This window comes from Rhodococcus sp. P1Y (genome assembly GCF_003641205.1).
GTDB lineage: Bacteria > Actinomycetota > Actinomycetes > Mycobacteriales > Mycobacteriaceae > Rhodococcoides.
In genome coordinates, this window is sequence record NZ_CP032762.1 from 1,824,714 (window position 1) to 1,850,866 (window position 26,153).

Annotated in this window: 28 protein-coding genes; 12 read left to right on the forward strand and 16 right to left on the reverse strand. The window is 63.4% G+C overall.

All coding sequences use genetic code 11. The annotated features are described in order from the left end of the window. Positions 1 to 53 precede the first annotated feature (53 nt). Genes D8W71_RS08540 through D8W71_RS08550 form a run of 3 tightly spaced genes read left to right on the forward strand, consistent with a single transcriptional unit; the run spans position 54 to position 1,561 of the window. Positions 54 to 680, forward strand: a complete 627-nt coding sequence (locus D8W71_RS08540) for a TetR/AcrR family transcriptional regulator (RefSeq protein ID WP_121112656.1) — start codon at positions 54 to 56, stop codon at positions 678 to 680. A gap of 42 nt (positions 681 to 722) precedes the next feature. Next, positions 723 to 1,199 carry a carboxymuconolactone decarboxylase family protein gene (locus D8W71_RS08545; RefSeq protein ID WP_236077792.1) on the forward strand — a complete coding sequence of 159 codons (477 nt, stop codon included), beginning with the start codon at positions 723 to 725 and terminating at the stop codon, positions 1,197 to 1,199. Between the two features lie 20 nt (positions 1,200 to 1,219). Continuing rightward, on the forward strand, positions 1,220 to 1,561 hold the full coding sequence (locus tag D8W71_RS08550; RefSeq protein WP_121112660.1) for a GNAT family N-acetyltransferase: 342 nt from the start codon (positions 1,220 to 1,222) through the stop codon (positions 1,559 to 1,561). Positions 1,562 to 1,572: 11 nt separating this feature from the next. Here the strand turns inward: D8W71_RS08550 and D8W71_RS27895 are convergent, their stop codons facing one another. The 5 genes from D8W71_RS27895 to D8W71_RS27310 form a co-directional block, all read right to left on the reverse strand. Beyond that, complete coding sequence (locus tag D8W71_RS27895) at positions 1,573 to 2,313, reverse strand: ABC transporter substrate-binding protein (protein WP_328588825.1); 741 nt, start codon at positions 2,311 to 2,313, stop codon at positions 1,573 to 1,575. A gap of 388 nt (positions 2,314 to 2,701) precedes the next feature. Beyond that, positions 2,702 to 4,108: a sensor histidine kinase gene (locus tag D8W71_RS08560; RefSeq protein WP_121112662.1), complete on the reverse strand. Its 1,407-nt coding sequence runs from the start codon at positions 4,106 to 4,108 to the stop codon at positions 2,702 to 2,704. Next, positions 4,105 to 4,788, reverse strand: a complete 684-nt coding sequence (locus D8W71_RS08565) for a response regulator transcription factor (protein WP_236077793.1) — start codon at positions 4,786 to 4,788, stop codon at positions 4,105 to 4,107. Before D8W71_RS08565 ends, D8W71_RS08560 begins: the two co-directional genes overlap by 4 nt. Positions 4,789 to 5,406: 618 nt before the next feature. After that, the gene (locus D8W71_RS08570) at positions 5,407 to 6,204 is read right to left on the reverse strand and encodes an alpha/beta fold hydrolase (protein ID WP_121112666.1); all 798 of its coding nucleotides are present in this window, start codon (positions 6,202 to 6,204) and stop codon (positions 5,407 to 5,409) included. 177 nt (positions 6,205 to 6,381) lie between these two features. After that, positions 6,382 to 6,522: a hypothetical protein gene (locus D8W71_RS27310; protein WP_153275347.1), complete on the reverse strand. Its 141-nt coding sequence runs from the start codon at positions 6,520 to 6,522 to the stop codon at positions 6,382 to 6,384. A gap of 158 nt (positions 6,523 to 6,680) precedes the next feature. On the opposite strand from D8W71_RS27310, the gene D8W71_RS08580 reads away from it, so the two are divergent. Together D8W71_RS08580 and D8W71_RS08585 are read left to right on the forward strand one after the other, a co-directional pair. Further along, positions 6,681 to 7,088 (forward strand): YciI family protein, encoded by a 408-nt coding sequence (locus D8W71_RS08580; protein WP_121112667.1) that lies wholly within the window; start codon positions 6,681 to 6,683, stop codon positions 7,086 to 7,088. Between the two features lies 1 nt (position 7,089). Next, complete coding sequence (locus D8W71_RS08585; RefSeq protein WP_121112669.1) at positions 7,090 to 8,229, forward strand: RNA polymerase sigma factor; 1,140 nt, start codon at positions 7,090 to 7,092, stop codon at positions 8,227 to 8,229. Positions 8,230 to 8,235: 6 nt separating this feature from the next. On the opposite strand, the gene D8W71_RS08590 is transcribed toward D8W71_RS08585, so the two are convergent. From D8W71_RS08590 to D8W71_RS08610, 5 genes are all read right to left on the reverse strand, one after another. After that, the gene (locus D8W71_RS08590) at positions 8,236 to 8,871 is read right to left on the reverse strand and encodes a PadR family transcriptional regulator (protein WP_121112671.1); all 636 of its coding nucleotides are present in this window, start codon (positions 8,869 to 8,871) and stop codon (positions 8,236 to 8,238) included. 75 nt (positions 8,872 to 8,946) lie between these two features. Then, a complete protein-coding gene (locus D8W71_RS08595; RefSeq protein WP_121118835.1) occupies positions 8,947 to 10,233 on the reverse strand; it encodes a serine hydrolase domain-containing protein in 1,287 nt (428 codons plus the stop codon). Positions 10,234 to 10,261: 28 nt separating this feature from the next. Next, positions 10,262 to 11,833, reverse strand: coding sequence for a serine hydrolase (locus D8W71_RS08600; RefSeq protein WP_236077794.1), 1,572 nt, complete (start codon positions 11,831 to 11,833; stop codon positions 10,262 to 10,264). 238 nt (positions 11,834 to 12,071) lie between these two features. Beyond that, entirely contained in the window at positions 12,072 to 12,893 is an 822-nt protein-coding gene (locus tag D8W71_RS08605) for an alpha/beta fold hydrolase (protein WP_121112673.1), read from the reverse strand. 124 nt (positions 12,894 to 13,017) lie between these two features. Continuing rightward, the gene (locus D8W71_RS08610) at positions 13,018 to 14,856 is read right to left on the reverse strand and encodes a sensor histidine kinase (RefSeq protein WP_121112675.1); all 1,839 of its coding nucleotides are present in this window, start codon (positions 14,854 to 14,856) and stop codon (positions 13,018 to 13,020) included. Between the two features lie 60 nt (positions 14,857 to 14,916). Between D8W71_RS08610 and D8W71_RS08615 the strand changes: the two genes are divergently transcribed. Beyond that, positions 14,917 to 15,288, forward strand: coding sequence for a response regulator (locus D8W71_RS08615; RefSeq protein ID WP_121112677.1), 372 nt, complete (start codon positions 14,917 to 14,919; stop codon positions 15,286 to 15,288). Positions 15,289 to 15,294: 6 nt separating this feature from the next. Here D8W71_RS08615 and D8W71_RS08620 read toward each other — a convergent pair whose 3' ends face one another. From D8W71_RS08620 to D8W71_RS27580, 3 genes are all read right to left on the reverse strand, one after another. Next, positions 15,295 to 15,966 (reverse strand): response regulator, encoded by a 672-nt coding sequence (locus D8W71_RS08620; RefSeq protein ID WP_121112679.1) that lies wholly within the window; start codon positions 15,964 to 15,966, stop codon positions 15,295 to 15,297. A gap of 86 nt (positions 15,967 to 16,052) precedes the next feature. Beyond that, positions 16,053 to 17,297 (reverse strand): alpha-hydroxy acid oxidase, encoded by a 1,245-nt coding sequence (locus tag D8W71_RS08625; protein WP_121112681.1) that lies wholly within the window; start codon positions 17,295 to 17,297, stop codon positions 16,053 to 16,055. 98 nt (positions 17,298 to 17,395) lie between these two features. Next, complete coding sequence (locus D8W71_RS27580) at positions 17,396 to 17,536, reverse strand: hypothetical protein (protein WP_201265298.1); 141 nt, start codon at positions 17,534 to 17,536, stop codon at positions 17,396 to 17,398. 92 nt (positions 17,537 to 17,628) lie between these two features. Between D8W71_RS27580 and D8W71_RS08630 the strand changes: the two genes are divergently transcribed. Beyond that, complete coding sequence (locus tag D8W71_RS08630) at positions 17,629 to 17,868, forward strand: hypothetical protein (protein WP_153275348.1); 240 nt, start codon at positions 17,629 to 17,631, stop codon at positions 17,866 to 17,868. Between the two features lie 13 nt (positions 17,869 to 17,881). Here D8W71_RS08630 and D8W71_RS08635 read toward each other — a convergent pair whose 3' ends face one another. Next, positions 17,882 to 19,372 carry an MDR family MFS transporter gene (locus tag D8W71_RS08635; protein ID WP_121112685.1) on the reverse strand — a complete coding sequence of 497 codons (1,491 nt, stop codon included), beginning with the start codon at positions 19,370 to 19,372 and terminating at the stop codon, positions 17,882 to 17,884. Positions 19,373 to 19,474: 102 nt separating this feature from the next. On the opposite strand from D8W71_RS08635, the gene D8W71_RS08640 reads away from it, so the two are divergent. Both D8W71_RS08640 and D8W71_RS08645 read left to right on the forward strand, forming a co-directional pair. Continuing rightward, positions 19,475 to 20,131, forward strand: a complete 657-nt coding sequence (locus D8W71_RS08640) for a TetR/AcrR family transcriptional regulator (protein ID WP_236077795.1) — start codon at positions 19,475 to 19,477, stop codon at positions 20,129 to 20,131. Between the two features lie 10 nt (positions 20,132 to 20,141). Then, complete coding sequence (locus tag D8W71_RS08645; protein ID WP_121112687.1) at positions 20,142 to 20,720, forward strand: hypothetical protein; 579 nt, start codon at positions 20,142 to 20,144, stop codon at positions 20,718 to 20,720. 42 nt (positions 20,721 to 20,762) lie between these two features. Here D8W71_RS08645 and D8W71_RS08650 read toward each other — a convergent pair whose 3' ends face one another. Further along, complete coding sequence (locus D8W71_RS08650) at positions 20,763 to 21,704, reverse strand: phosphoglycerate dehydrogenase (RefSeq protein WP_121112689.1); 942 nt, start codon at positions 21,702 to 21,704, stop codon at positions 20,763 to 20,765. A gap of 2 nt (positions 21,705 to 21,706) precedes the next feature. Continuing rightward, on the reverse strand, positions 21,707 to 22,792 hold the full coding sequence (locus tag D8W71_RS08655) for a tartrate dehydrogenase (protein ID WP_121112691.1): 1,086 nt from the start codon (positions 22,790 to 22,792) through the stop codon (positions 21,707 to 21,709). A gap of 132 nt (positions 22,793 to 22,924) precedes the next feature. On the opposite strand from D8W71_RS08655, the gene D8W71_RS08660 reads away from it, so the two are divergent. From D8W71_RS08660 to D8W71_RS08670, 3 genes are all read left to right on the forward strand, one after another. Further along, positions 22,925 to 23,836, forward strand: a complete 912-nt coding sequence (locus tag D8W71_RS08660) for a LysR family transcriptional regulator (protein ID WP_121112693.1) — start codon at positions 22,925 to 22,927, stop codon at positions 23,834 to 23,836. Positions 23,837 to 23,864: 28 nt separating this feature from the next. Then, entirely contained in the window at positions 23,865 to 24,419 is a 555-nt protein-coding gene (locus D8W71_RS08665; protein WP_121118841.1) for a TetR family transcriptional regulator, read from the forward strand. Between the two features lie 161 nt (positions 24,420 to 24,580). Further along, on the forward strand, positions 24,581 to 26,134 hold the full coding sequence (locus D8W71_RS08670; protein ID WP_121112695.1) for a GMC oxidoreductase: 1,554 nt from the start codon (positions 24,581 to 24,583) through the stop codon (positions 26,132 to 26,134). Positions 26,135 to 26,153 lie beyond the last annotated feature (19 nt).

Genomic DNA, 26,153 nt, shown 5'->3' on the forward strand with positions numbered 1-26,153 from the left:
CCTACACTTGGAGATCATCGATCGATAACGAGCGCGCGAGAGGACGGCGGACCATGACCCAGGTTGCCGATCCGCGCGCCCGGATCGAAGAGCGCGCACGGAACAAGTTCGAGTCCAAGCGCACCGAGTTGGCTCAGGCCACGCTGCATACGCTCGCCGAGCTGGGCTATGCGCGGACGTCGCTACGGGAGATCGCGCAGAATTCCGAGTACTCGCATGGGGTGCTGCACTACTACTTCACCGACAAGCTCGACCTGATCACTCATGCCGTCCGTCAGTACGAGGCCATTTGCGTGAGTCGCTACGACGAGGTGGTGGTCGGCGCCGCCGATGCGGAGCAGTTGCTCACCGACTTCTCCGACACCTACTTCGGCACGCTGGTCTCGGACGCCCGAATTCATCGGCTGTGGTACGACCTGCGGAACCAAGCCCTGTTCGACGAGACGTTCCGAGACGACGTGCTCGAGATCGAGGAGCGACGCGAGGAGATGATCTGGCGCGTCGTCAGTCGCTACTGCGAGCTGCGCGATACGGCACCCACGGTCGATCGTGCCAGCGCCTACGTTCTATTGGATGGAATTTTCCAGCGAGCACTTCTGCATCAGTTCGCCGGAAACGACGACCAGATCGCGTACGCCAGGACGCAACTTGCCAACGCATTCGTCGTCATGACCCCGTAGTAGATTCGCCTGAGTGAAGTCATGCGACCGGGAAGTATCGAAGTGAGCTCAGAGACAAGCGCTGCGGGACGTCGGGTGCCCATCGACAAGGCCCATCCTGCGGTGTATCAAGCGCAATTGGGCGTGGCCAAAGCAGTTCGGCACGCCACCGCCGAAGTGGGCTTCGACCGCAGAACCGTCGAGCTGCTCAATGTTCGCATCTCGCAGATCAATCGATGTGCGTTCTGCCTCGACGTGCACGTCGGTGCCGCCCTCGCGGCCGGTGAGTCGACGCAGCGGATCGCTGTGCTGACGGCGTGGCGTGAGACCAGTCTGTTCAGCCCCCGCGAGCAGGCCGCTCTCACTCTGGCGGAGTCCATTACAACGCTGCCCGACGCTCACACCCAGGAGCGTGACTACGAGTACGCGCACTCGATTCTGTCGGACGACGAGATATCGGCTGTGAGTTGGGTTGCGGTCGCGATGAACGCTTTCAATCGCTTGTCCATCGTCAGCGCGCATCAGGTCCGAGCTCGCTGATCCGAACAGAGAAGGAATCGATGTCGACACCATCCGAGACCACCACGTCCGTCGCACATGAACCCGATCTTCAGCGATACACAATTTCGGTGGACGGCACGCCTGCCGGGTTCACTCAGTACCGCGACCGGGAAGCGCAGCGGATTTTCTTCCACACCGAAATCGACGACGCCTACGCCGGACACGGGCTAAGCGGAAAACTCGTTTCCTACGCTCTGGACGATGTCCGACGTGCCGGACTGCGAGTGGTGGGCGTGTGCCCACTCGTCGCGAAATTCCTTCGCAAGCATTCCGAGTACGACGACCTCGCAGATCCGGTAACCCAGGACGCACTTGACTTCATCCGGTCAGCCACGTCGTAGACCGACGCTTGTCATCCGTTCGCGGTAGCTGTTGCTTTCGCCAACCCGTCGACGAGCGTGGGCAGGAAGAACGGGATCGACAGAGCGGTGGGGCCGATGGCGGCGCCTGCTTCCTGTCCGACGAAACCTGCGACGGCACCGTCGGCGACAGCAGGGATCTGTCTGGAACTGTCGGAGGACAGGAAGGACTGGAGGGCTTCCTCGGTGTCGACCTGTGTGAACGCTACGTCCGCTGCGATCTTCGAGAGGAACTCCGCGGAGACCGTCGTGGAGAACGGTGACTCACCGGTCGCGAGCTCGGTGACCGACGGATCCGAGGTAAACCCGAGATTTTCGAGCAGCTCGACGCGCGGGTCCGAAGGCAAAAGGAGGTAGTAGATGTCTGCCGCTTCCGAGACGTAGGCGATGGTCTTGCCCTCGAACTCGGGATGCTCCGAACCCGCCTGCGCCACTTGCTGATCCAGGTCTGCGACCAGTTCGCGCGATTGGTCTTCCAGCCCGAGGGAAGTTCCGACGATCGTGATGGCGTCGCGCCACGGCGTCGACCAGATCTCTTCGGGGGCGCGATGACGGGGATTCCGGCGTCGGTGACCGCCTTGTATTCGGTGTCGGTGAGCCCCGAATGAGGCGCGAGCAGGACGTCGGGGTCCGTGGCGAGAAGTTGCTCGACCGACAGTTCGTAAGTGGCGTTGTCCAGGAGGGTCGGCATGTCTCCGCCGAGCTCGTCGATGGCATCCGCGACCCAGGGGTATATGCGATCCTCACCTCCACCGTATTCGGCCGACGGAATTGCCACGGGGACGATACCGAGTGCGAGTACGGCGTCGGTGCTACCGAAGCCCCACGTAGCAACGCGCTCTGGAACTGTCTCGATTGTCGTCTCGCCGTACATGTGTTGCACTGTGACAGGGAAGCTTTCGGCACCTGCCGAGGCAGCGGCCGAGTCCTCGGTCGGATCGCTACTGCCGCAACTCGCCAGCGCAATGGTCGTCGATGCAATCGCGGCGAGTACTACCGCGGCGCGAATCGTCGCTCGGAGTTTCATGGGTCCCTGTTCGTTCGGCCGGTCCAAATGTCTGAATCGATGTATAGGTTAGCGTTACCTATGTTTGTGCTGTCAATCACCCCGGGCCGATCGGGTCACAGCGGAAGTTGCAGTACGAACGTGCAGCCGGGATCAGGCTCGTTGCCACGGCAGATCACATCGCCGCCGTGGGCTCGTGCGAGTTCGCGGGCGATCGGTAGTCCGAGTCCGGATCCGCCGTGGCCGGTTGTCCGTGCGGTATCGAGCCGGACCATGCGTTCGAAGATTCGATCGCGATCCTCCCGGGGCACTCCGATTCCCTCGTCCCGGACGCTGACGAGGACCTTGCCGTCCGTTTCGGACACCGTCACCGAGACCACGGCGCCGGGAGGGGAGTAGGCGTCGGCGTTGTTGGTGAGATTGGACAGGATCTGAGCGACACGTAGCGGATCGGCCTGGAGGTTCGCCGATGCCGTGCCGGATGTCTCGACGCGTCGGCCGGGAGACGCAACGCGCAATCGGGCGGCATCGGCGTCGACCATGGCTGTGAGATCGACGGGTACTCGCTCGATCTCGATACCCTCGTCGATCCGTGCGAGTGCCAACAAATCGTCGATCAATCGGGATGCGCGCCTCGACTCTCGGACCACCAGAACTTGCAACTGCTCGCGCGATTCTGCCGAACCGTCGCTACCGGTGCGCACCAGAGTTTCCGCTGCGGCGCGCACACCCGCGATAGGAGTTCGGAGCTCGTGAGCTGCGTCGTCGAAGAATCGGCGATTGCGGGCGAATGCGGCCCGCTCGCTCTTCTCGGCGCCTTCGAGGGCGTCCAACATTGCGTCGAAAGCTGCTGCGGTCCTTCCAAGCTCGGTATCGGTGCGGTCCGGATTCAATCGGTCGCCGCGATTGCCGCCGGCAATTCGTCGAGCAAGGTCGGTCATGCGGTTCAGCGGTCCGAGTGCTTGCCGGACGACGAGAACGACGAGCAGAGCAACCAGGGCGGACGCTGCCGCGAAGACAGCGATCAACACCGTGCGTAGCTGTGTGCGCACCGCCGAAATGGATGCGGTGTCCACCGCAACGGTCAGGATCGAACCATCCGACAGCACACGTGATTGCACTTGCCGATCAGGTTGACCCGGCGTCGGTGGTTCGGGTGGCGCCGCAGGCGCAGACGGAGCCGACGTGCGCTCCGGTGGAGCCGGAACAGGCGGCGGGGCAGGTGCCGCGGTGAGATCGCGATCCCCGTACACCCGGCCGTCGGATGTCGTGAGCCTCGCGGTGACGCCATCGCCCTGAGCCGCGCTGACCACGGCAGCAGGATCTGCGCCTGAATCCAGCGCTGACTGTGCTGCATCCGCGTTGCCCGCCAAACGCGAAGTGGCAGAGGAAGTCAGCTGAGCACCGACCAGGATGTCGGTCGCGGCGACAGCCCCGCCGAGAACGAGCAGAACAGCGATGAGCGTCGAGACGACGAGGCGTCGCCGCAGCGAAGATGTTCGCAGGGCCGGGCCACTCGTCACGACTGAAGCACGTATCCGATACCCCGTACGGTGTCGATGACCCGCGGACCGTGGTTTTCGAGCTTCTTGCGCAACGCGCTGACGTGTACCTCGACGACGTTGGGATCGTAATTGTCGTATCCCCATACCTGCGTGAGGATTTGAGTCTTGCTCACCGTGCGACCGCGTTGCTGTGCGAGATAGATCAGAAGCCGCCATTCCGTCGAGGTCAACTGCAGGTCCTGCCCGTTACGCGTCGCGGCGCCCGATTCCGAGTCGACGAGAATGTCGCCGCTGCGGATCGTGCTCGGTGTTCGCCCGAGCCTGCGCAGAACTGCTGCGGCGCGCGCGATGAGCTCTTGCATGTCGAACGGTTTCACCAGATAGTCGTCGGCTCCTGCCTGAAGCCCGTTCACGCGGTCGGCGACGCCGTCGCGGGCAGTCAACAGTAGGACCCCGGCATCGGAACTGGATTTGACGACGGCGAGCAACTCGATTCCGTCACGTCCTGGCAGCATGAGGTCGAGTACGACGAGATCCGGTGCGAACTGCGTCAGCGTCGTTTCCAGATCCCGGCCGTCGACGACGTGCAACGCGATATGGCCGACGTGCTCGAGCGCTGCGGCGACTGCTGTGCCGATGCTGGAGCTGTCCTCGACGACCAGTACTCGCGCGGCACCGGCGCGCGGACGTGCATTCACCACTCCATGATGCGCGAAGAACCGGTCCGGTGCTGGCAAGGCGAGCTGAAGATCTCCTGAAGCATTCATGGCGGGCCGCAGACTTCAGCTCAGCTTCAGGTTCGGCGGCAACGCTGATGTTCGTCCACCTCTTCAGCAAACACAGGAGTTCGAACATGACCGTGTTCAAGAACAATTTTCGACGTATCGCGCTGGGAGCAGGTGTGCTCGCAGTCGCCGTGACGGTGACCGGCGCTGGCATCGCCGCCGCCGACGGCCCGTCCGAGACCCCGCCGGTGCCAGGCGAGAACGCTCCGACCCCGACCCCGCCCCCGTCGGCGGAATCGGCACCAGCAGCACCAGCGCCGGCACCGACGCCGGAGGGCGATCTACCGGGCTGTGCAGCCCTCCCCACGCCTCCAGCGCCGCCCGCGCCCCAGCGCCGCCCGCAGCCCCAGCGCAACCAGGGCAGTCTGCTCCACCGGCCCCGCCAGCTCCACCGGCCCCGCCAGCCGACGGGTCAGCGCCGGCGCCTGCGACCCCACCGGTGCCTCCTGCTCCGCCCACGCCGTCCACTGATGGCGAACTGCCGGTGCCACCTGCGCCTCCCGTGGGCGCCCCGACGCCATGACGGGGTTGTCACCTCTGCGTGGGTGATTCACTTCCGGCGAGCAGGATCGACGCAATGAGTTCTGGGTTGTCGCTCATCGGAACGTGCCCGACGCCGGGGACGGTGATGAACCGGGCGTGGGGGAGATTCCTTCGCGCGACGGCCTTCTGGTAGATCGGCAACACCAGATCTCGTTGCCCCCACGCGATTGTGATGGGGACACGAGGCTCGGCCGCTACGGGCAGCTCGAAGATTGCGTCGAGGCCTTCGTCGACGAACGTGTTGGAGACCAACGAGGCGGTGTCCACCACGGCGTCGTCGTATGGGACGCGGCTTGGGTGGGCGAAGAACGCAGAAATGGCCGGATAGCGAATTGCTTTGTGCGACAGCAACTGTGGAGCACGTGTTCCCATGCCGCGGGCAAGTGAACGCAGCAACCGGAAGGTTCCGATCGTGCGGTGCTTGTCAAGTTCGTTCACGAAGAACCCAGCAGGGGACAGCGCGGTCGCCGACGCCACGCGCCCTCGGCACGCGAGTGCGAGGGCGAGCCAGCCGCCGAGCGAATTTCCGGCGACGTGTACCTTGCTCTCGGGTGTTTCGAACTCACCCAGCAGCTCGTCCAAGCAGTCGACGACGTGACCGAGTGGGTTGGGGAGACTCGGATCGATCGCGGGTGATTCGCCGTGGCCGAGGAGATCGACGGTGACCACTCGGCGGTAGGGCGTCAACAGGTCGAGCACAGGATTCCATGCCTGCCGCCGGTGCACGACACCGTGCACGAGCATGAGAGTGGGACCTTCGCCTGTTACGTCGTACCGCATCTTCATGCGAGCACCTTAGCTGTGAAGTTGGGTTATACCTATATTTGTGTCAGATCAGCGGGAGCCCAGGACGGCCACACGATGTCGTGGACGGCGTCGCCCTCGACGAACCTGGCGACTATGCGTGTGACATCGGAGCCCGTGTTGTCGTAGACCGTCGCATGGTCGACCCGGCGGATCGCGTCAGCGGCCAGCGCCCACAGTCGATCGAAACGCTGCGAAGTGTCGACGCAATTCGTGCGGCTTCGTACGAGTGCTCTTCGGCAGCGCGGCGTCGACCAGTTCGGAGGAGAATCTGGTGACTCGGTCGGCGACGCTGGTCATGGGTCTCCTCGTATTCTGTGAACCTGAACGCAGGTGCAGCAATCTGCTACAGGGGCCGGCCGAAAATCTCCTCAGCGCCGATGTCGAAAACGATTGCTTGGCTCCGTCCCAGAGTTGGATGTGGTCGAAGAGACTGCACACGAGAGAAGGAGATCACCATGGCGAAGTACCTGTTCCTCAAGCACTACCGCGGCGCACCGGAAGCGATCAACGACGTGCCCATGAACGAGTGGACGCAGCAGGAGGTCGAGGCGCACATGACCTACATGAACGATTTCGCGGCCAAGCTGCAGGAGTCGGGCGAGTTCGTCGACAGTCAGGCGCTCAAGCAAGCGGGCGCGTGGGTTCGCTCCGACGGAGAAGGCAAGCCGCCTGTCACCGACGGCCCCTTCGCGGAGACGAAGGATCTCATCGCCGGGTGGATGGTCATCGACGTCGATAGCTACGATCGCGCTCTCGAACTGGCCGGTGAGCTATCGGCAGCCCCAGGCGCAGGCGGCAAGCCGATCCACGAGTGGCTGGAGGTTCGGCCGATGATGGACACGCCCACCACCATCGACGAGTGAGATGGACGAGATACTGCTGCGGGAGCTGACACCCGCGGTGATCGGCGTCCTCACTCGTCGCGGGCTCGATTTCGCGACGGCTGAGGACGCCGTGCAGGAAGCGCTGATCGGTGCGACTGTGTCCTGGCCGGAGGGTATGCCCGCCGATCCCAAAGGATGGCTCGTAACGGTTGCCTGGCGGAAGTTTCTCGACACTCACCGCGCCGAGGCAGCCCGGCGTGATCGTGAGTTGCGGATATCCGCAGAGCCGCCGTCGGGGCCTGCGGAGACGTCCGACGACACGTTGCATCTGTTCTTCCTCTGTGCGCATCCGTCGTTGAGTTCGTCGGCAGCGGTTGCATTGACGCTGCGTGCCGTCGGGGGTCTGACGACGAAACAGATCGCCGACGCGTATCTCGTCCCCGAGAAGACCATGGGCCAGCGGATAAGTCGGGCCAAGAAGACCGTTCGGGACGTTCGGTTCGTCGAGCGTGGTGATCTGTCCACGGTGCGGCGGGTGTTGTACTTGATTTTCAACGAGGGCTACAGCGGAGACGTCGACCTCGCATCGGAGGCGATACGACTCACCAGGCAGTTGGCCGCACTGAGCGGCGACGAGGAGTCCGCCGGGTTACTGGCGCTGATGCTGCTGCACCACGCGCGCAGAAGTGCAAGGACCCGGCCCGACGGCAGTCTGATTCCACTGGCCGAGCAGGATCGCTCACGGTGGGACACAACGCTGATCGCCGAAGGCGTCGACATCCTGCAGGCGGCGTTGGCGCGGACAAGTCTCGGCGAGTTCCAAGCCCAGGCCGCGATCGCTGCTCTGCACGTAGACGCGCAACGAGCCGAGGAGACGGATTGGGTGCAGATCGTGGGCTGGTACGACGAATTGCTCGGTATCACCGGAAGTGCTGTCGTACAGCTCAATAGGGCTGTCGCGGTGGGTGAGGCCGACGGTGCCGCAGCAGGTCTGGCTGCATTGAAGGCGATCGACGCCGACGTGCCCCGCTATACCGCCGTCTCGGCCTACCTGCACGAGAAGGCAGGTGATGCGGTAGCCGCCGCTCGTCTGTACGTCGAGGCCGCGGAGCAGGCTTCGAATCTGGCCGAACGAAACCATCTCACTCTGCAGGCAGCCAGGCTCGGTGGGCGCTCCTGAACACCGCTATCGATGCCGTTGCAGCGACTCCTCCAGGCTCGTTCGGCTCTGCTCGCGGTGGGTGGTAGCCGGGGACTTCGTGTCCGACCACGTCTCGGTTTCGGTCAACGCCCAGTCGGCCCACTCCGAGATGTGAGTGAAGTGTCCGACCATGAACCGATTGGCCAGCGTCATGAGGTGCTGACGATCGGGGAAAGTCGAATGCTCGACGTCGAGTAGTCGTTCGGCGTGCGACAAGAACAACGAACGGGTCTGCTGGGCCTGGTCCCGCATCGTCGTGATGTTGGCGCGCAGGTCGTCGAGTGACCCCTGCTCAGCGAACAACACGCGGATCATGCCCTCGAATTGCAGTGCAGACGGCTTCGATTCGGTTGCGAGCCACGATGAGAGGGCGTCGCGACCTGTGTCGGTGATCGAGTAGACGGTCCGGCTGCGTCCCGAGTCGGCAGCATCCGTCGTCGCCGACACCAGTCCACGTTCGAGCAGCTTCTTGGGTGCGTTGTAGAGCTGCCGATCGGCGCGCGGCCACAGCTCGCCTACACCACGTCCGAACTGCACCGAGATTTCGTATGCGGTCCAATCGCGAGAGACAAGAAGCCCCAATATGACGTATGACGTCGTGTTGAGATCGCCCTGAGCCACCCTGATCTCCCTGCTATCGCGTGATTGCCCATCCTAACGACGGCGAGCCGCGAGCGCCCGGGGGAGGGCCCGGTCTCACTTGCCCGCGTCGTCGCTGTGTTCTCCCACATCGTTCGACGTGGCTGCAGGCGGTCCTGCGTACACGTACGGAATCAACTCCTTCGCGACCATCGCGGCAGGCGCGGTGCCGTCGACCGTCGGTGCCAGGTTGCCCCACACGACGAACGTGACGTCGTTCGCGGGGTCGTACCCCATGAACGAGTTGTACCCCGGCATCTCGCCGATGTGCCCGTACATTGGGCCCATCTGGGCGATGCCGTATCCGTAGGCAGCGGTGCCGTTCGCATCGCTCGGCTGGACGCTGTCGATCCTGAGTTGCTGGGTCTCGGCGCCGAGCAGCTCACCGGATCCGAGTGCCTTCACCCAGGTTGCGATGTCGTTCGCTGTCGAGATGCCTTGACCGGCAGACCATGTCCAGGAGGGGTTGTCGTTCGTCGTCGTTCTCGGTGTGACGGTGCCTGCGTCGATGGCCGCGATCCTCTCGGGCGAGAGCGCTTCCTTGCCTTCGCCGAGCGTTTCGACGTTGCCGCTGTACGAATACCCCGCGGTGTACGGCGAGGGGATCGACGTGTCGGTGTTCGCCGGGAACGAGGTGTTCTCGAGTCCGAGAGGGGAGAAGAGTCGATTCTGGTAAATCTCCGCAATCGGCTTGCCATCGAGCTTCTCGGCGATGAGACCGAGCAGGACGGTGTTGGTGTTGGAGTAGTTGTATTCGGCTCCCGGCGGTGACGTCGGAGGATTGGAGAGGCCGAGCGCCACCAATTCCTCTGGCTGCCAGACTCTTTCCGGCTGCTCGTCGAGTGCGCGGTTGAGCTCGAGCGTCTGGGTGTAGTTGTACAGCCCGCTGCGCATGTCGAGGAGTTGCCCGATGGTGATGTTGTCACCGTTCGGAACGTCCGGGCGATACTTGCTCACTGGGTCGTCGACCGAGATCTTGCCCTCCTGCACCATCTGGAGGATGACGGTGCCCGTCCAGGTCTTGGTGTTCGATCCGATGCGGACCTTCGTATCGAGTGTCGGCGGCGTTGTTCCGCCGAGTTCGGTGCTGCCCCAGGTGTTCACGTACTCACCGTCGGGGGTCTTGATCAACACCACCATCCCGACCTGACGGAATTCCTTCGCCTTCTCGTCCACGATCGCATCGATGGCCGCGGAATCGAGCGGGACGAGGGCACTCGATTCTGCACTGCTCGTGCTCGAGGTGGCGGTGCTGTCGGTGCTGTCGTTACCGGACGAGCACGCAGCGACAAGGAGTCCGGACGTCAGCAGAAGTGCGAGGAGCGAGCGCGATCTACGGTGCATCGTCATAGTCCGTTCGTGTGAGGGGGCGTCAGGAGCGAGTGAAGGTGCCGAGACCGAGTGGGTCGAGGTACTCGACGGTGAGCGTTGTGGGTGCGCCGGCGGCGACGGTGAACTCGGCGCCGGTCGGCCCGGACGAGTTCTCTCCGACCGGTTCGAACCAATAGGTGTCGCCGTCGAAATGGGTGAGCGGATAGCTGGACTGGAGGTTCTTTCCGATTTTCAGCACGAGCTCGCCGCCGCTCTCGACCACTTCCGCTGGACCGTAGAACGGGCTCGAATAAGTGCCGACGTACGCGTCGACCGGTTTCGCTGGGGCCGCCGAGGCCGGCGGGTTCGCGTAGTCCGTCTCGGAACGGCCCTGCTCGACGATCCCTGCGAATATATCGGCCAGGAACGGCGCCCAGTCGACGGTGAGCTCGCCGTTCTTCGCGTAGTCCATGAACTGCGCTGCAATGGTTTCCGCGACTCCGATGGGTGCCGTGTTGGCAAGAACGACGATCCCCAACTGCTCGCTCGGCAACATCACCACGTCGGTGCTCGCACCGAGTGCGAATGCGCCGGCGTGGCTGACTTCGACGCGTCCCTGATTGTCGGTTCCGACGTTGAATCCGATGCCGTAGAAACTGTCGCGTGCGCCTGGCGTCGTCGACGGGTGCGCAAATGCGTGAGCCCTGTGAGTGAACTGCAGCGCTTCCGGTTCGACGACGGTTGTGCCCTCGAATTCGCCGCCGCCCAGTTCCATGCGCATCCACTTGGCCATGTCGTCGACCGAGGATGCGGCCGCGCCGGCAGGCGCCTGGCCTTCGGGGTTGCTGACGTACTTCGCTGCCCAGGTGTTCGTGTCCTCGTCGGCGAGAATGTGGTTGTAGGCGTGGTTCGGGGCGCTTGCCCAGGCCTGCTGGCTGGACGTGGTATTCGTCATGCCGAGTGGTTCGTAGATCCTCTGCTCGGACAGATCTGCCCAGGTCGTGCCCTGGGATTTCGCCGCGGCAACGCCTGCAGCGGAGAATCCGTAATTGGTGTAGTCGTAATTGTCTCGGAACGGTTCGAGTGGAACCTGATTGAGTCGAGCGAGGATCTCGTCGTAGCTGTAACCGAGGTCTTCGAGGAGGTCCCCGGCGTGATCGGGAAGTCCCGATCGGTGCGACATCAGATCGGTGAAGCTCGCGCGCTCGCTGACATAGGGATCAGCGACGGAGAAGCCTGGTTCGTACTGGCGAACCGGATCGTCCCAGTCGATCTTTCCTTCGCCGACCAACGACGCGACGACCGACGATGCGACGGGCTTGGACACCGACGCCAGTTGGAACATCGTGCTGGTGTCCACGAGGTCCGGTTCGCCGACCTTCCGGACGCCGAAGCCCTTGGAGTACAACACTTCGTCCTGGTAGACGACGGCGACCGCGATGCCGGGCGCACCCGTGTTCGCCATCATGTCGCCCACGAAACCGTCGAGTTGTCCGACCGCGGCGTCGACGGCCTCGCGATCGATCTGTGCGGGCGGAACCTGTGGCGGAGCCTCGGCGAGGGCGGGGGCCTCTGTGTCGGCGGCCGAACTGCAGGCGAGCAGCATGCTCGTACTGAGCGCGAGGACCGACATCGCGACAGATCGACGCCGAGAAGCACTAGTGGCACTGCAGGTCCCGACCATCGACATACCCCGTCACGAAGAATTGGTGATACCCGAAACGCGCCGATTCCGACTTGGACGCTGCGCACCGATGAGATGACATTACACCCCGAGATGCAGTTTGCACTATGTAATTTGCAGTAACAGACAACGCCCGTGCGTGCGTAGTTACCTTCGAAGGTAATTACGCACGCACGGGCGGGGTCGCTTACTTCGCGATGAATTCGAGAATGTCCGCGTCCAAGGCCTTCTGGTAGTCGCCGTAGATGCCGTGGGGCGCGCCCGGGTAGACCTTGAGTGTGCCGTCCTTGACCAGTTCGATGGACTTCAGGGCTGCCGCGGCGATGGGGACGATCTGATCGTCGTCGCCCTGCGCGATGAAGACGGGAACGGTCAGAGCCTTCAAGTCCTCGGTGAAATCGGTCTCCGAGAACGCTTTCACACAGTCGTACGCGGCAGCGAGGTTGACGAGCATTCCCTGACGCCAGAAGTCGTCCTTGGCGCCCTGGGAAACCGTCGCGCCGTCGCGGTTGGCGCCGTAGAACGCCTCGGCGAGGTCCTTGTAGAACTGCGAACGGTCGGTCAGGACTCCGCTGCGGATGTCGTCGAGCGCCTCGATCGGTGTGCCCTGGGGGTTGTTCTCGGACTTCAGCATGATCGGGGGAACGGCGCCTGCGGTGATGACGCGAGCGACGCGGCTTCCGCCGTGCTGGGCTGCGTAGCGCACCACTTCGCCGCCGCCTGTGGAGTGACCGATGAGTGTGAGTTCCTGGAGATCGAGCGCCTCGACCAACTCGGCGAGGTCGCGTGCGTAGGTGTCCATGTCGTTGCCCGTGTACGTCTTCGACGAGCGTCCGTGACCGCGACGATCATGTGCGATGGCGCGGTAGCCGGCGTCGGCGAGCAGTTTGAGTTCGAGCTGCCACGCATCCGAGGACAGCGGCCATCCGTGGCTGAGGAGAACTGGCTTTCCCGTTCCCTGTTCGGTGTAGTAGATCTCGGTTCCGTCTGTGGTGGTGATGTACGGCATGGTGTCCTCCAGCTGTCTCGAACTCTCATCGGGTGATACCGAGAACTTTCGTCCGATGCAGGCGCGAAATCGTCGCTGCTGGCGTCCAAACCGGGGGAGTGAATCCCGGGGGATCGACTACCTGCTAGCCGGTACCGAGGGCGATCGACACCGACAGCGTTGTCCCGACGCCCGGCGGGCTCGAGACGGTCATCGATCCTCCGACTGCGGCCACTCGGTCGTGCAAGCCGATCAGTCCCGAACCGCCCTGCATGTCAGCGCCGCCGCACCCGTCGTCGCCGACGACGAGGGTCAAGCATCCGTCCGCCACCGAAGCTGCGATGTCGACGCCGGTGGCCCCGGCGTATTTCGCCGTGTTGGTCAACGCCTCGGCGACAACGTAATACGCGGCGACTTCGATGGGATCCGGCAGACGCATGGGTATGTCGGTGGTGAGCGATACCGGCACCGGCGAACGTCGGGCGAGCGTTTTCAGCGCCGGCGCGAGGCCGCCGCGAGAGAGGATGGCCGGGTGGATTCCCCGTGAGAGTTCGCGGAGATCGTTGTGCACCTGCGACAAGGTGTCCACGCTGCGATCGAGACTGTTTCGCAGATCGACGAGTTCGGCGGGCGCTGCCGCTTGCGCGATACGTAGTTCCATTCCGAGCGACACAATTCGCTGCTGTGCGCCGTCGTGCAGATCGCGCTCGATGGTGCGTCTGGCCTGATCTGCGGCGGCTACCACACGAGCCCGAGAACGCGTCAGGGCCGATCGGGTATCGCTGTTGTACACAGCGGTTGCGAGGAGATCGGCGAAGTCGGACAGGCGATCGCCGAGATCTGCACTGGTGGAGTAGCGAGTGGATCCGATGACGACTGCACCCCAGACGGTGCCGTCGATCTTGATCGGAACGCCGCGCCCCTCGAGGATTCCCCGGCCGAGAAGGCGATCGGCGATGTCGCCGGTGGCCGCGGTGAAGTCGATGACCGCGGGCATTCCGGTCGAGAAGACGATTGTGCAGACGTTGTGCCCACCGAGCGGCAACCGTTCGCCCGCTGCCAACCGGTGAGATTCGACGCGGTCGCGTACGGCAAGGACTGTGTAGTGCGCGTCGGTGTCGTACCGCACGACCGACACATGTTCGATGTCGAGGCCATCGGCCAGCTCGTGCGCGACGGCGAGGAACACCTCGTCCGGCTCGGCACGCAATGCGACCAGTGTCGCGACACGTCGTAGTGAGGTCTGCTGACGGGCAAGGGCGAGGGTTCGCTCGTGGAGTGCCTGCCGGTCGCTCGATGCAGCCATCAACGCTTCGAGTGGCGCAACGATCCGATCTATTCGACGCCTCGCGGTCGGGACCAGCTGTGCTGGGACCACCAGGAAACCGATGACGTCGTCGCCGTCGCGCAGCGCAATCTGTTCTTCTTCGACGCTGCTCGGTGGTCCATCGAGGCCGACCACCTCGCACGGGACCTCCAACACCTCCGACAATCGAGCACCTGCGTCGTTGAGCATGGCGGTTCGGTCGGTCGTTCGAAGCATCGTGCGGGCGAGCGATGCGAGCAGGTCGGCCTCCCGGCGTCGCTGGTCGGACTCCACCGCACGCAATCGTGATTGACCGACGAGGACGTTGGTGAGCAACGCCAGCACGAGAAAGACGATCATCGCCGGAACGAAGCTCTCGCTGCTCTCGGCGGTCTCGCTGCTGCTCTCTCCCACGTGAATGTAGGCATAGGCTGCGGCGCTCGCGACCGAGGTGGCGATGGACAGCCGAAACCCCCATCCCGCGGACACCACGAGTACGCCCAACAGGAAGACGGCTCCGAAAGCATTACCCGGAGCGATCCGCTCCAGTAGGAGCACGGCCAGGATCTCGGCGACGATCGCACCGACAGCGAGGGCAATTCCGCAGGCAACGGGTGGTGTCCTGGTGCGCAGAACGAGCTTGACCAGTCGATCTCGCCGGGGAACCGTGCGCGTCACGGGAAATTACCGCTAGCCGGAATGCTGGAGGGGCTGATCTCTGACACTCTCGACAGGGTGATGTCCTCCGCCCGCAGCTGCCTCATCGTCGACGACAGCGATGCATTCTGCGTCGCTGCCCGGAGGGTGCTCGAAGCCGGCGGCATAACCGTCGTAGGAACCGCGTCGACCCTGGCTGGGGCTGTGGAGACCGCCGACCTCGTCCATCCCGACCTCGTCCTCGTCGACATCGACCTGGGTGACGAGAGCGGGTTCGACGTCGTCGAGGCTCTGCACGCTGCGTCGGCGCCGGTGCCCGCGATCATCCTCGTCTCGACGCACGACGCGGACGATTTCGCGGACCTGGTCGAATCGAGTTCGGCCATCGGATTTCTGCCGAAGTTCGAGTTGTCGGCAGCATCGGTCGATGCTCTGTTGGCCTCACTCACGTGAACTCCTTCACGTAACCGTGTCCAGATACATGATGACTGCCCGGACTCGACGGTGGTCGTCGGCCGTCTCGGCGAGGTCCAGCTTGGTGAGGATGCTTCTGACGTGCTTCTCGACGGTTCCCTCGGTGATCCACAGGCGTCGACCGATGCCCGAGTTCGACAGCCCCTCCGCCATCAGCGTCAACACGTCTTTCTCGCGGGAGCTCAGCGCGCCCAGCGGGTCGTCTCGCCTGCGTGCGGCCACCAACTCGTAGACGAGCGCCGGATCTATGACCGACGCCCCAGCCGCGATGCGACCGAGGGTGGAGACGAAATCGTCGACGTCGGTCACGCGGCTCTTGAGTAAATATCCGACGCCGCTGCCCCCACTGTTCTGGCCACTGTCGAGAAGTTCGAGAGCGTGGTCCACTTCGACATGCGCGGACAGAAGAAGCATCGAGACGTCGGGAAAATCCGAGCGGATTCGCAGCGCGGCGTCGAGTCCCTCTGTCGTGTGGGTCGGCGGCATCCGGATGTCGATGATTGCCAGCTGCGGTTGCTCGCGGTCCAGCAGAGCCAAGAGCTCCACCGCGTCACCCGCCTGGCCCACAACGTCGAGTCCGGCCCCGGTCAGCAGGCTGGTCAGCCCTGCTCTCAGGAGAACGTCGTCGTCGGCGATCGCTACTCGTAGTCCGTCCATCTCACATCCCCCGCGTTTGTTTCACAAGGGTGCAGTATCTCTTAGCTCGAGTGCCCGGGTCATCAGTCACATGACTCGGTTATCGATCAGATTCCGGTGAGTGCACGGGGCGCGAGACGCACCAACTGGGTGACGTGGGCGGGCGTGAGCTCTTCGAGTGAGCTGACCCCGAGCAGTCTCATGGTCCGCGTGACCTGCTCGCCGACGATGTCGATCATCCGATTGACGCCGTCTTCTCCGCCTGCCATGAGGCCGTACAGGTACGCGCGACCCAGCAGGGTGAAACGCGCGCCGTGCGCGACGGCAGCGACAACGTCCGCCCCGGACATGATGCCGGTGTCGATGTGGACTTCGTATTCGCTACCGACCTCTTTGACCACCTCGGGCAGAAGGTGGAACGGGATCGGTGCTCGGTCGAGCTGCCGGCCACCGTGATTCGACAGGATGATGCCGTCGACCCCGACATCGGCAACGCGTTTGGCGTCGGCGACGTTTTGAATTCCTTTGACGACGATCTTTCCCGGCCACTGCTGCTTGATCCAGCGTAGATCGTCGAAGTCGACGGTGGGATCGAACATCGTGTCGAGGAGTTCGCCGACGGTTCCCGACCACTTGTCCAACGACGCGAAGGACAGCGCGTCGGTGGTGAGGAAGTCGTACCACCACCAGGGCCGCGGGATGGCGTTCGCGACAGTCCCGAGAGTGAGCTTCGGAGGTATGGAGAATCCATTTCGTCTGTCGCGCAATCGGGCTCCGGCAACCGGCACGTCGACGGTGACCAGAAGGGTGTCGAATCCGGCTTTGGCCGCCCGGTCGACCAGTGCCATGGACCGATCTCGGTCCTTCCACATGTAGAGCTGGAACCAGTTGCGGCCGTTGGGGTTCGCCGCGGCGACGTCCTCGATGGCAGTGGTTCCCATGGTGGACAACGAGAACGGAATTCCGTGACGTGCAGCTGCATGCGCGCCTGCGATCTCACCCTCGGTATGCATCAAGCGCGTGAAGCCGGTCGGCGCAATGCCGAACGGTAGCGATACCGGAGCGCCGAGGACGTCCCATCCCGTCTCGACCTTCTCGACGTTGCGTAGGACCGACGGGGTGAATTCGATGTCCTCGAATGCCTGACGGGCACGTCCCAGCGAGATCTCGGCCTCGGCCGCGCCTTCGGTGTAATCGAAGGCCGCACGCGGGGTGCGTCGCTTGGCGATCTTGCGCAGGTCGTAGACGGTCTGAGCCTTCGCAAGACGGTTGGCCTTGAAGTCGAAGCTCGGCTTTTCGAACTGCATGAGCGGCGCTAGATCGCGAAATTTGGGCAGGTGGCGCTGAGTCATCGACGGTCCTTGTCGGCCTGGTTACTGTGTGGTCTGACCACACAGTAACGCGCAGCTCGCCGGCGCCGCAAGCAAATGGTGGTGCTACTCGGTAAGAGCTACTTCTCGTCCTCGGTCAGCTCCGGCGCCAACTCGCGGGTAGCCATACCGCCGTTCTTGCCCTCGTCGACGGGCCCTGGGTGTCCACCCTTGGGCTCGGCGTCGTTATCGGTGTGGTTTTCGGAATTCTTGGATGTCATGTGGGCTCGGATAGCCATTCCCCGGTGGATTCAACCGTGTGCGGCTAGTTTCAGTGTCGGTCGAGCGACCGGTGAGGATGGCATTTGGCGACATGCGTAGTTTCGGTCAGGTACTGGTCGGGTTGGTGCTCGGGTTCGTGTTCGCGTGGGCCGGAATTCAGGTGATTCCGGTGCAATCCGGCGCGCTGACGGCGGCTCTGACGCTTGCCGCTGCAGTTGTCCTCGCAGCGATCGTCCTCTTGGTTCGGCCTCAGCTGAGAACGGCGGCTATCGCTTTCGCGATAGCCGCCGCACTGCTCACTGGGCTGCTTTTTCTCGTCGTGATCGACTGACTCGTAGCTCCGGTCAGTTGACCTGAGCGAGCCCCCGATCCGCTTCGGCCGGTGTGTTCGCCGATACCGTCGGCCTGCGAATGAAGAATGCGGCTGCCACGGCTAGGAGCGACACCGCACCTCCCCACAGGAAGGCCGTGTGGATGCCTGCCTGGCTGGCAGCTGCGTCGGAAGTGCCCGAGGCGACGCGCGACGCCGCGGTGGTGGACATGACCGTCACGAACAAAGCCGTACCCGCGGCACCGGCGAGCTGCTGCAGCGTGTTGAAGATCGCGCTGCCGTGCGAGTAGAGGTGCGTCGGGAGCGATCCGAGTGAAGACGTCATGAGCGGAGTCATGATCGTCGCAAGTCCGATCGACAGGAGGACGTGAATCGCCACGACCATCGGGAGTGCAGATTCGGCGTCGAGCAGGGTCATCAGCCACAGGGCAGCGCTGACAATGATCGAACCGGGAATGACCAGCGGCCTCGGTCCGATCTTGTCGAACGCGCGGCCGACGAACGGCGCAAGGAGACCCATTGTCAGTCCGCCGGGAAGCAACATGAGCCCAGTCTTCAACGTATCGAGACCGAGGATGTTCTGCAGGTACATGGGCAGCAAAATGAGTGCTCCGAAGAGCGCCATCATGCTGATCATGAGCATGCCGAGGCCGATGCTGAACGTGGGCGTCGCGAACGGTCGCAGGTTCAGCAGAGCCCTACCGTCGTCCTGACGAGCGATCTGACGCAGGACGAACACGGTCAAAGCGACGACGCCGACTGCGAGCGGAATCCACACCGGCACAGTCGACCCCTCGGCGGAATGGCCGATGCTGCTGAGTCCGTACACGAGTCCGCCGAACGCAAGCGCCGACAGCACGACCGACACGCCGTCGAACGACGGCCTACTCGTCGGGGTGACGTTCTTGACCAGCCTTACGCCGATGGCGAAGGCGATGAGAGCGATCGGTAGAACGAGCCAGAACATCCATCGCCATTCGAGCGCACTGAGAATGACGCCCGAGAGGGTAGGTCCGATGGCCGGCGCTACGGCGATGACGATGGAAATGACGCCCATCATCTTGCCGCGGTCGCGTGCGGGAACCAGGTTCAGCACAGTGTTCATCAGTAGCGGGAGCATCAGTGCAGTACCGCTGGCCTGGACGACGCGCCCGGCGAGCAGTAGTTCGAAGCCCGGCGCCGACGCGGCGAGGACTGTTCCGGTGGTGAAGAGCGACATCGATGCGATGAACACCTGCCGCAGCGTGAACCGCTGGAACAGGTATCCGGTGGTCGGGATGACAACGGCCATCGTCAGCAGGAAGCCGGTGGTCAGCCACTGCGCGGTGGTCGCGGTGATGCTCAAGTCGATCATGAGTCTTGGCAGCGCGACGCTCATGATCGTCTCGTTGAGGATCATGACGAACGCTGCGACGACGAGGATCCCGATCAGCAATGCGCCGCCGGGTGGCATTTCGGTCTTGTCGGCTTTCTCGGGCTGACTCTGAACGGCGTCTGTCTGCATTTCTTTCGAACCCTTTGCGAATATGAACTCGGATGTCTGGTTGATAGTGTCGTTCTATGTGACAGTCACTGTCAACTTGATATTCCCTGGTAGTTTGTTGGCGTGCGAAAGGAGACCGCCGTGGTGAGCGATGTGGTGAGCAACCCCGCGATGCCGGACCTGCGCGAACGGCGCCGCCGAGAGACACGGTTGGACATCAACTCGGCCGCTCTCGACCTGTTCGAACGCAACGGCGTCGCCGCGACGACCGTCGACGAGATCGCGAAGACCGCAGGAGTGTCGCCGAGTACGTTCTTCCGACAGTTCAAGACCAAAGAGGAGTCGATTCTGTCGGTCGACCTCGAGGTGGAAGCCGAGATCGAGGACTGGCTCGACGCCACGCCCCCGGCCGACATCGATCTCGCCGGAATGGAAGCGATCTACGAGCGCGCGGCGGTCCGGCTGGTCGAAGCGTCGGAAGACATCAAGAGCCGAGTGTTGCGCGCCCGACGACTCATCAACGGTGACGCACACCTGCGGGCGACGGCGATCGCCCTCGATGCGACGACCCTGTGCAGACTCACCGATGCGGTGGTGACGAAAATGAATGGTCGTGCATCGCTGACGTTCGCGCGGTTGCTCGTGGAAAGTGCGGGCATGACCCTGCGGATCGCTTTCGACGACTGGGCCACTCGCGTCGATGCAGGCGAGACTGCGGATCTGTCGGAGATCTACCGAATCACGCGCGCTGAACTGCGGCGGGTGGCAGGGCCGCAATAGGCTTCGCCGCATGATCGATTTTCTGGCGGGCCGTATCGCTCGAACCGCGCTGTACCGGAGCGCAACTTCCCGGCGAAGTGGGCCGCTGCCTGCTGCGCGCGCCGCCGCACGGCTGTCGGCGTACGTGTACGGAAACATTCTCGTGCTGACGGCGGTCGTCGCTGCGAGTCCCGCAAGTATCGATGACGGCGCGGCATTCGCGTTGGTACTCGCGACGGCATCCACTACGTTCGTCGCGCACGTGTTCGCCGAGATTGTCGCGCGCAGCAACATTCCGGAGTCGATGCACGGCTCGACGGATTCCGAGAAGAAGCAGTCGGTGCTCGACGAGATTCGCGATGCCGTTCCGATCGCGTCCTCGGGCACGGTGCCTGCGATCATTCTCGCGCTGGCGTGGCTGTGGATTCTTCCGACGTTCTGGGCTCAGCTCATCGCCGGTGGCGTGGTGGTGTTTCGAATCGCCTCGTTGCAGCTTGTCGCCCAACGGCTGCGGGGCAGGCCGTTGACGTTTCGGGTGTTCGTCGCCGGGCTGGTCACCGCGGCTGTCGCGGCTGTGATCGTGTTCCTGAAGGTCTACACCTCGCATTAGCGGCTTCGCCGCCCGTGCGTGAGTAATTACCGCCGAGCGTAACTATGCACGCACGGGGGAGGCCGGGGGCAGGCCGTTCAGAACGCGCAGAATCTCCTCGGCCGCAGCGCGACTGGCGCTGGCCCGCGCCTGCACGGTCTGACCTGCCAGGTGCGAGGTGATCACGACGTTCGGGAATTCGCGCAGTGGACTGTTCGCCGGGAGTGGCTCGACGTCGACCACATCCAGTCCGGCTCCGGCGATCTGGTGGGTGCGCACGGCCGCGACGAGCGCATCTTCGTCGACGAGTGATCCTCGGGCCGTGTTGATCAGCGACGCAGTGTTCTTCATGAGACCGAACTCGCGAGCACCGATGAGGCCTACGGTGTCGGCGGTAGGCCTTGCGTGCAAAGACACGAAGTCCGAGTCGCCCAGTACTGCGTCGAGCTCTCGGTACTGGACGTCGATGGTCTCGTCCGGGTACGCAGTATGTACCAGTACCCTCATTCCGACAGCCCTCGCCAGACCCGCGAGAAGCTTTGCGCTGGGTCCGAATCCGACGATTCCCAGCGTCGACCCACGCAGCTCGACGGTGTCGTTACGTGGCCAGTCGCCTCGCTCGACACCGTCGAGAGTGTCGCCTACCCTTCTCGCACACATCAGTATGAGCATGAGCGCCATCTCGGCGACGGCGTTGCTGTTGGCGCCGGGAGTGTTGGTAACGACGATGCTGCGGGCCGCGGCAGCGTCGATGTCGACGGAGTCGTATCCGACACCGCTGCGGGCGATGATCTTCAACGACGTCGCCTGGACGAGCATTTCGGCGGTGATCGGCTCACTCGCGGCAAGTACGGCGTCGGCTGTCGTCAACAGATCGGCTAGTTCACCGGGTTGTCGCGATCCACGTGCCGGGCTGTAGACCGTGGTGTGTCCGTTCGAGCGGAGAAGGTCGTCGATCTCGTCTCCCGGGTGGAGGTAGTCGGTGGTGACGAGGATGCGTGCCACGACTATCGACCTGCCCGTGCAAGCTCGTCCTTGACGGCCGCACCGAGGGTCTGCGTCGAGCCCGTTCCACCCATATCCGGTGTAAGGCTGGAACCCCCAGCGGCCAGAACGGTTTCGATGGCGTCGAGCACGGCAGCGCCTGCTTCGGGTTCACCGAGGTGCTCGAGCATCAACGACGCGCTCCAGATCTGCCCGATGGGGTTGGCGATACCCAGGCCCGCGATGTCCGGTGCAGATCCGTGCACCGGTTCGAACAGACTCGGAAAGACTCTCTCCGGGTTGATGTTTGCGCTCGGGGCGATGCCGATCGTCCCGGTGCACGCAGGTCCGAGATCGGACAGGATGTCACCGAACAGGTTGCTGGCGACGACCACGTCGAACCAATCCGGATGCATCACGAAGTTCGCTGCGAGAATGTCGATGTGGTACTTGTCGACTCGCACATCGTCGTACCCCTCGGCCATTGCTTCCACTCGCTCGTCCCAATAGGGCATAGTGATGGAGATTCCGTTGCTCTTGGTCGCCGATGTAAGGTGCTTCTTCGGTCGTGTCTGCGCAAGATCGAAGGCGTACTTCAGGATTCGGTCGACGCCGGTGCGTGTCATGACGGTTTCCTGCATCACGGTCTCGCGGTCCGTGCCCTCGAATATCTTGCCGCCGATGCTCGAGTATTCACCCTCGGTGTTCTCTCGTACGACGTAGAAATCGACATCGCCCGGTGCGCGCCCGGCCAATGGGCTCACCACTCCCGGCATCAACTTCACCGGCCGGAGGTTGACGTACTGATCGAAATGTCGTCGAAACTGCAGAAGGCTGCCCCACAGCGAGACGTGGTCGGGGACGACCTCCGGCCAACCGACTGCGCCGAAGAAGATCGCGTCGAAGCGAGTCAGCTCCTCGAACCAACCGTCGGGAAGCATCTGTCCTGTTTCGGTGTAGTACTCGGCGCTCGCGTATCCGAACTCCTCGTAGTCGAGGGTGAAATCGAACGCGGACGCCGCGGCCTGGAGTACGGCGAGTCCCTCGGGCACCACCTCTTTTCCGATGCCGTCTCCGGCGATGACGGCAATGCGGTGTGTAGCGCCCATCGTTGCTCCTCGTTTCGGTGACACTGCGCGGTTGCTCGAAGCCCTTGCTTTCGACCGTATGCTTCAACAAGCCGCCGCGAAAGGCGTCGTCGGGCAAGACTGTCTTTCCTAAATCGAAAGAAGGGTGCAGCAATGCTCAAAGACGACACCGCCCCCTTCGACGTGATTTTCTTCGACGTCGTCGCCAGATCGACGAGTCTGACCCAGGTCGGCCGGGAGCTCGGGGTGTCCGTGTCCTCGGTGAGCAAGCGGCTCGCCCGGTTGGAATCCCGCCTCGGTGTACGCCTCGTGCACCGCAGCACCCGACGGCTCACACTGACGCCGGAGGGCGAGCGCTACGCGGAAGGTGCCGCCGCGATCTCCGCCGAGATGGCGGAGCTGGAAGAATCGATCAGCGGCCATTACGCCGAGCTGCGTGGGAAACTTCAGATTCACTCGTCCGTTGGCCTGGGACGCGCGCACATCGCACCGTTGATGGCCGAATTCATGGCCGACAACCCGCGTGTGGAAGTGGACGTCGAGTTGTCGGCCAAACCTCCCAGCGTGTCCGCGACGCCGTTCGACATCGAAATACGTGTCGGAACATTGCCGGATTCACGGTCGACTGCGAAGCGTTTGTCTCGCAATCGGCGGGTGGTCGTGGCCTCCCCGCGCTACCTGGACGAGCACGGAACTCCCTCTGCGATCGAGGACTTGCGCGAACACGAGTGCATCGTCCTTCGTCAGGACGAGGGCGACTTCGCGCTGTGGCGTTTCGCGACTGCTGACGGCGAGAGAGCGGAACGGGTCTCGGGACGGATGACGAGCAACGACGGTGACGTGACGACCGCCTGGTGCATCGAGGGGCGTGGACTGTTGATGCGTTCTCTGTGGCATGTCGGGCCTCTTCTGCGAGAGGGGGTGCTGGTTCAGGTGCTCGAGGGCATCGACACACCGTCCGCCGATATTCACGCCGTCTACTCGGCGGTCCCTCAGGTGCCTCGTAGAGTCCGTGCAGCTGTGGAGTACCTGCATACGCATCTGCATGCGCGCCTCGAGCCGTAGTGCTCGCCGTCCGTAGATAATGAAAGTCATGCGGTCGCGACAGAAAATACTCAACGCCACTCTCCGATTGATCGAGGACGGTGGTTTCGAGGGTGTCAGTATCGCCGCCGTCGCAAGCGCAGCAGGGGTGTCACGGCAAACCGTGTACAGCATCTTCGGTTCGCGTGAAGAGGTTGTGTCGCAGGCGATGGCGGGCCTCGCTCTGGAAGTTCTGGGGAGTATCGAGGCAAGGTTGAAGTCGGCACGCACCGTGTGTGACTATGCGGTGGAAGTGATCGTCGCAGGCAGGGCTGCGGTGCGATCCAACCCGGTGCTGGCGGCTCTACTCGTCGCCGAACAAGGCAATCCGGTCTTCGACTACGGCATGATCGCGCGCGCCAAACCCGTTGCGCGGCAAATATTCGAGTCGCTTCTCGAGCGGCAGGAGGTGGCCGAGGACCGTCTGGACGATATTGTCGAGATGACCGTGCGGCTGGGCCTGTCGGTGATCGTCTTCGACAGTGACGCCGTTCGGACCGACGACGACCTTCGCGCCTTCTTGGCCAGATGGCTCGCTCCGGCCTTGGCCGATTTTACTACCTGAGCTGTGATTCTTGACACTTGTCGCCAGAAGTGTCTAGTTTGTAACAGCGCGGTCGGTGGGGTCACGCGGAATGCTGAGGGGGATTCGTGCGATCTGGCATCGGGCGTGGGGTTTCGCAGACTTTCGATCGTCGGTCGTTCCTGGGAATTGCCGGGGCGGGCATGGCGGCGGCCGGGCTGGCTGTGACTAGCTCGTCCACTTCGGCGGCCCGAACAACCAAGCGTGTCAACAACATTCCTCTGACTCGGGAAGAGCACCGAGTTGTGGTGATCGGTTCCGGCTTCGGCGGTGGCGTCACCGCATTGCGGCTGGCGGAGGCCGGGGTGCCGGTGACGCTTCTCGAGCGCGGTCAGCGGTGGCCGACCGGCCCGAACGCCAAGACCTTCCCCTCGGCCGCAAGCCCGGACAAGCGCATCCTGTGGCATCGATCGAACCCCCAGCTGTTCGGTCGCAGCCTTGCGTTCGAGCCGTACGCAGGGCTCCTCGAAGCGGTGACCGGTGACAACATGACGGCACTGTGTGCAGCCGGCGTCGGCGGTGGATCTCTCGTCTATCAGGGGATGACGCTTCAGCCGGCCGAGCATGTGTTCGATGCGAACTTCCCGCAGGAACTCGACTGGAAAACCATGGATCGCGTCCACTACCCGCGAGTTGCGCGGATGCTCGGACTCGCCACAGCCCCAGACGAATTGATCGACACGCCCAACTATCTGGCTGCGCGCGTATTTGCGCAGAATGCGACGCGCGAGGGATTCGAGGTGTCGAAGATTCCGATGCCACTGGACTGGAACTACGCGCTGGCCGAACTGCGCGGCGAGATGGCCCCCGCCTACACGAACGGCGAGGGTGCTCTCGGCGTCAACAACGGTGGCAAGAACTCGGTCGATGTCACCTACATCGCGGCAGCGGAAGCGACCGGGCTCGTTACCGTGGAGACCTTGCACGAAGTCCGTGATGTCGAAAGAGCGCCCGACGGACGGTGGACGGTGTACGTCGACCGGACGGATTCTTCCGGCACAGTGCTCGAGAACAAGATCTTGACGACGAACGCTCTGGTGATGGCAGCCGGAAGCGCCAATACGACGAAGTTGCTTCTGCGCGCGTCGGCGGCGGGCCGGATCCCGGATATGCCGGATGAACTCGGAAAGGGTTGGGGTACCAACGCAGATCGCATCTACGTTTGGACCGATCCGGTCAACGGTTTCGGGCCTGCACAGGGTGGGCCGGTCGTGTACGGCACCCTGCAGTGGAACGATCCGAGCGCGGCGTACACCGTCATTCAGGCGTCGTTTCCGCCGTTCGGTTTCGATGGGCGCAGTACGACGCTCGTCGGGTACGGCGTCAGCTCGGGACGTGGAGAATTCGTCTACGACGCCGCGAAAGACGACGCGGTACTCAGATGGCCGCACGAGGGTGACGCGGGCATTCAGCTGTCGAAGATCGGTCCGGCGGTAGCGCGGATCGCGGGCCCGAGAAGTGTGCTCACCGACACTAACGCAATTGTTCCCACGACATGGCATCCGTTGGGTGGTGCGAACATCGGGTCGGTGTGCGATCTCGAGGGTCGAGTCCTCGGACAGCGTGGCCTGTACGTCCTGGACGGCGCTCTTCTGCCGGGAAACGCGGCTGCCTGCAATCCATCCATGACGATCGCAGCCATCGCCGAACGCGCACTCGACAAGCTGGTCGCCGAGGATGTGGGCACACTGATCTGACGGTTGGCGCGCAGCAATT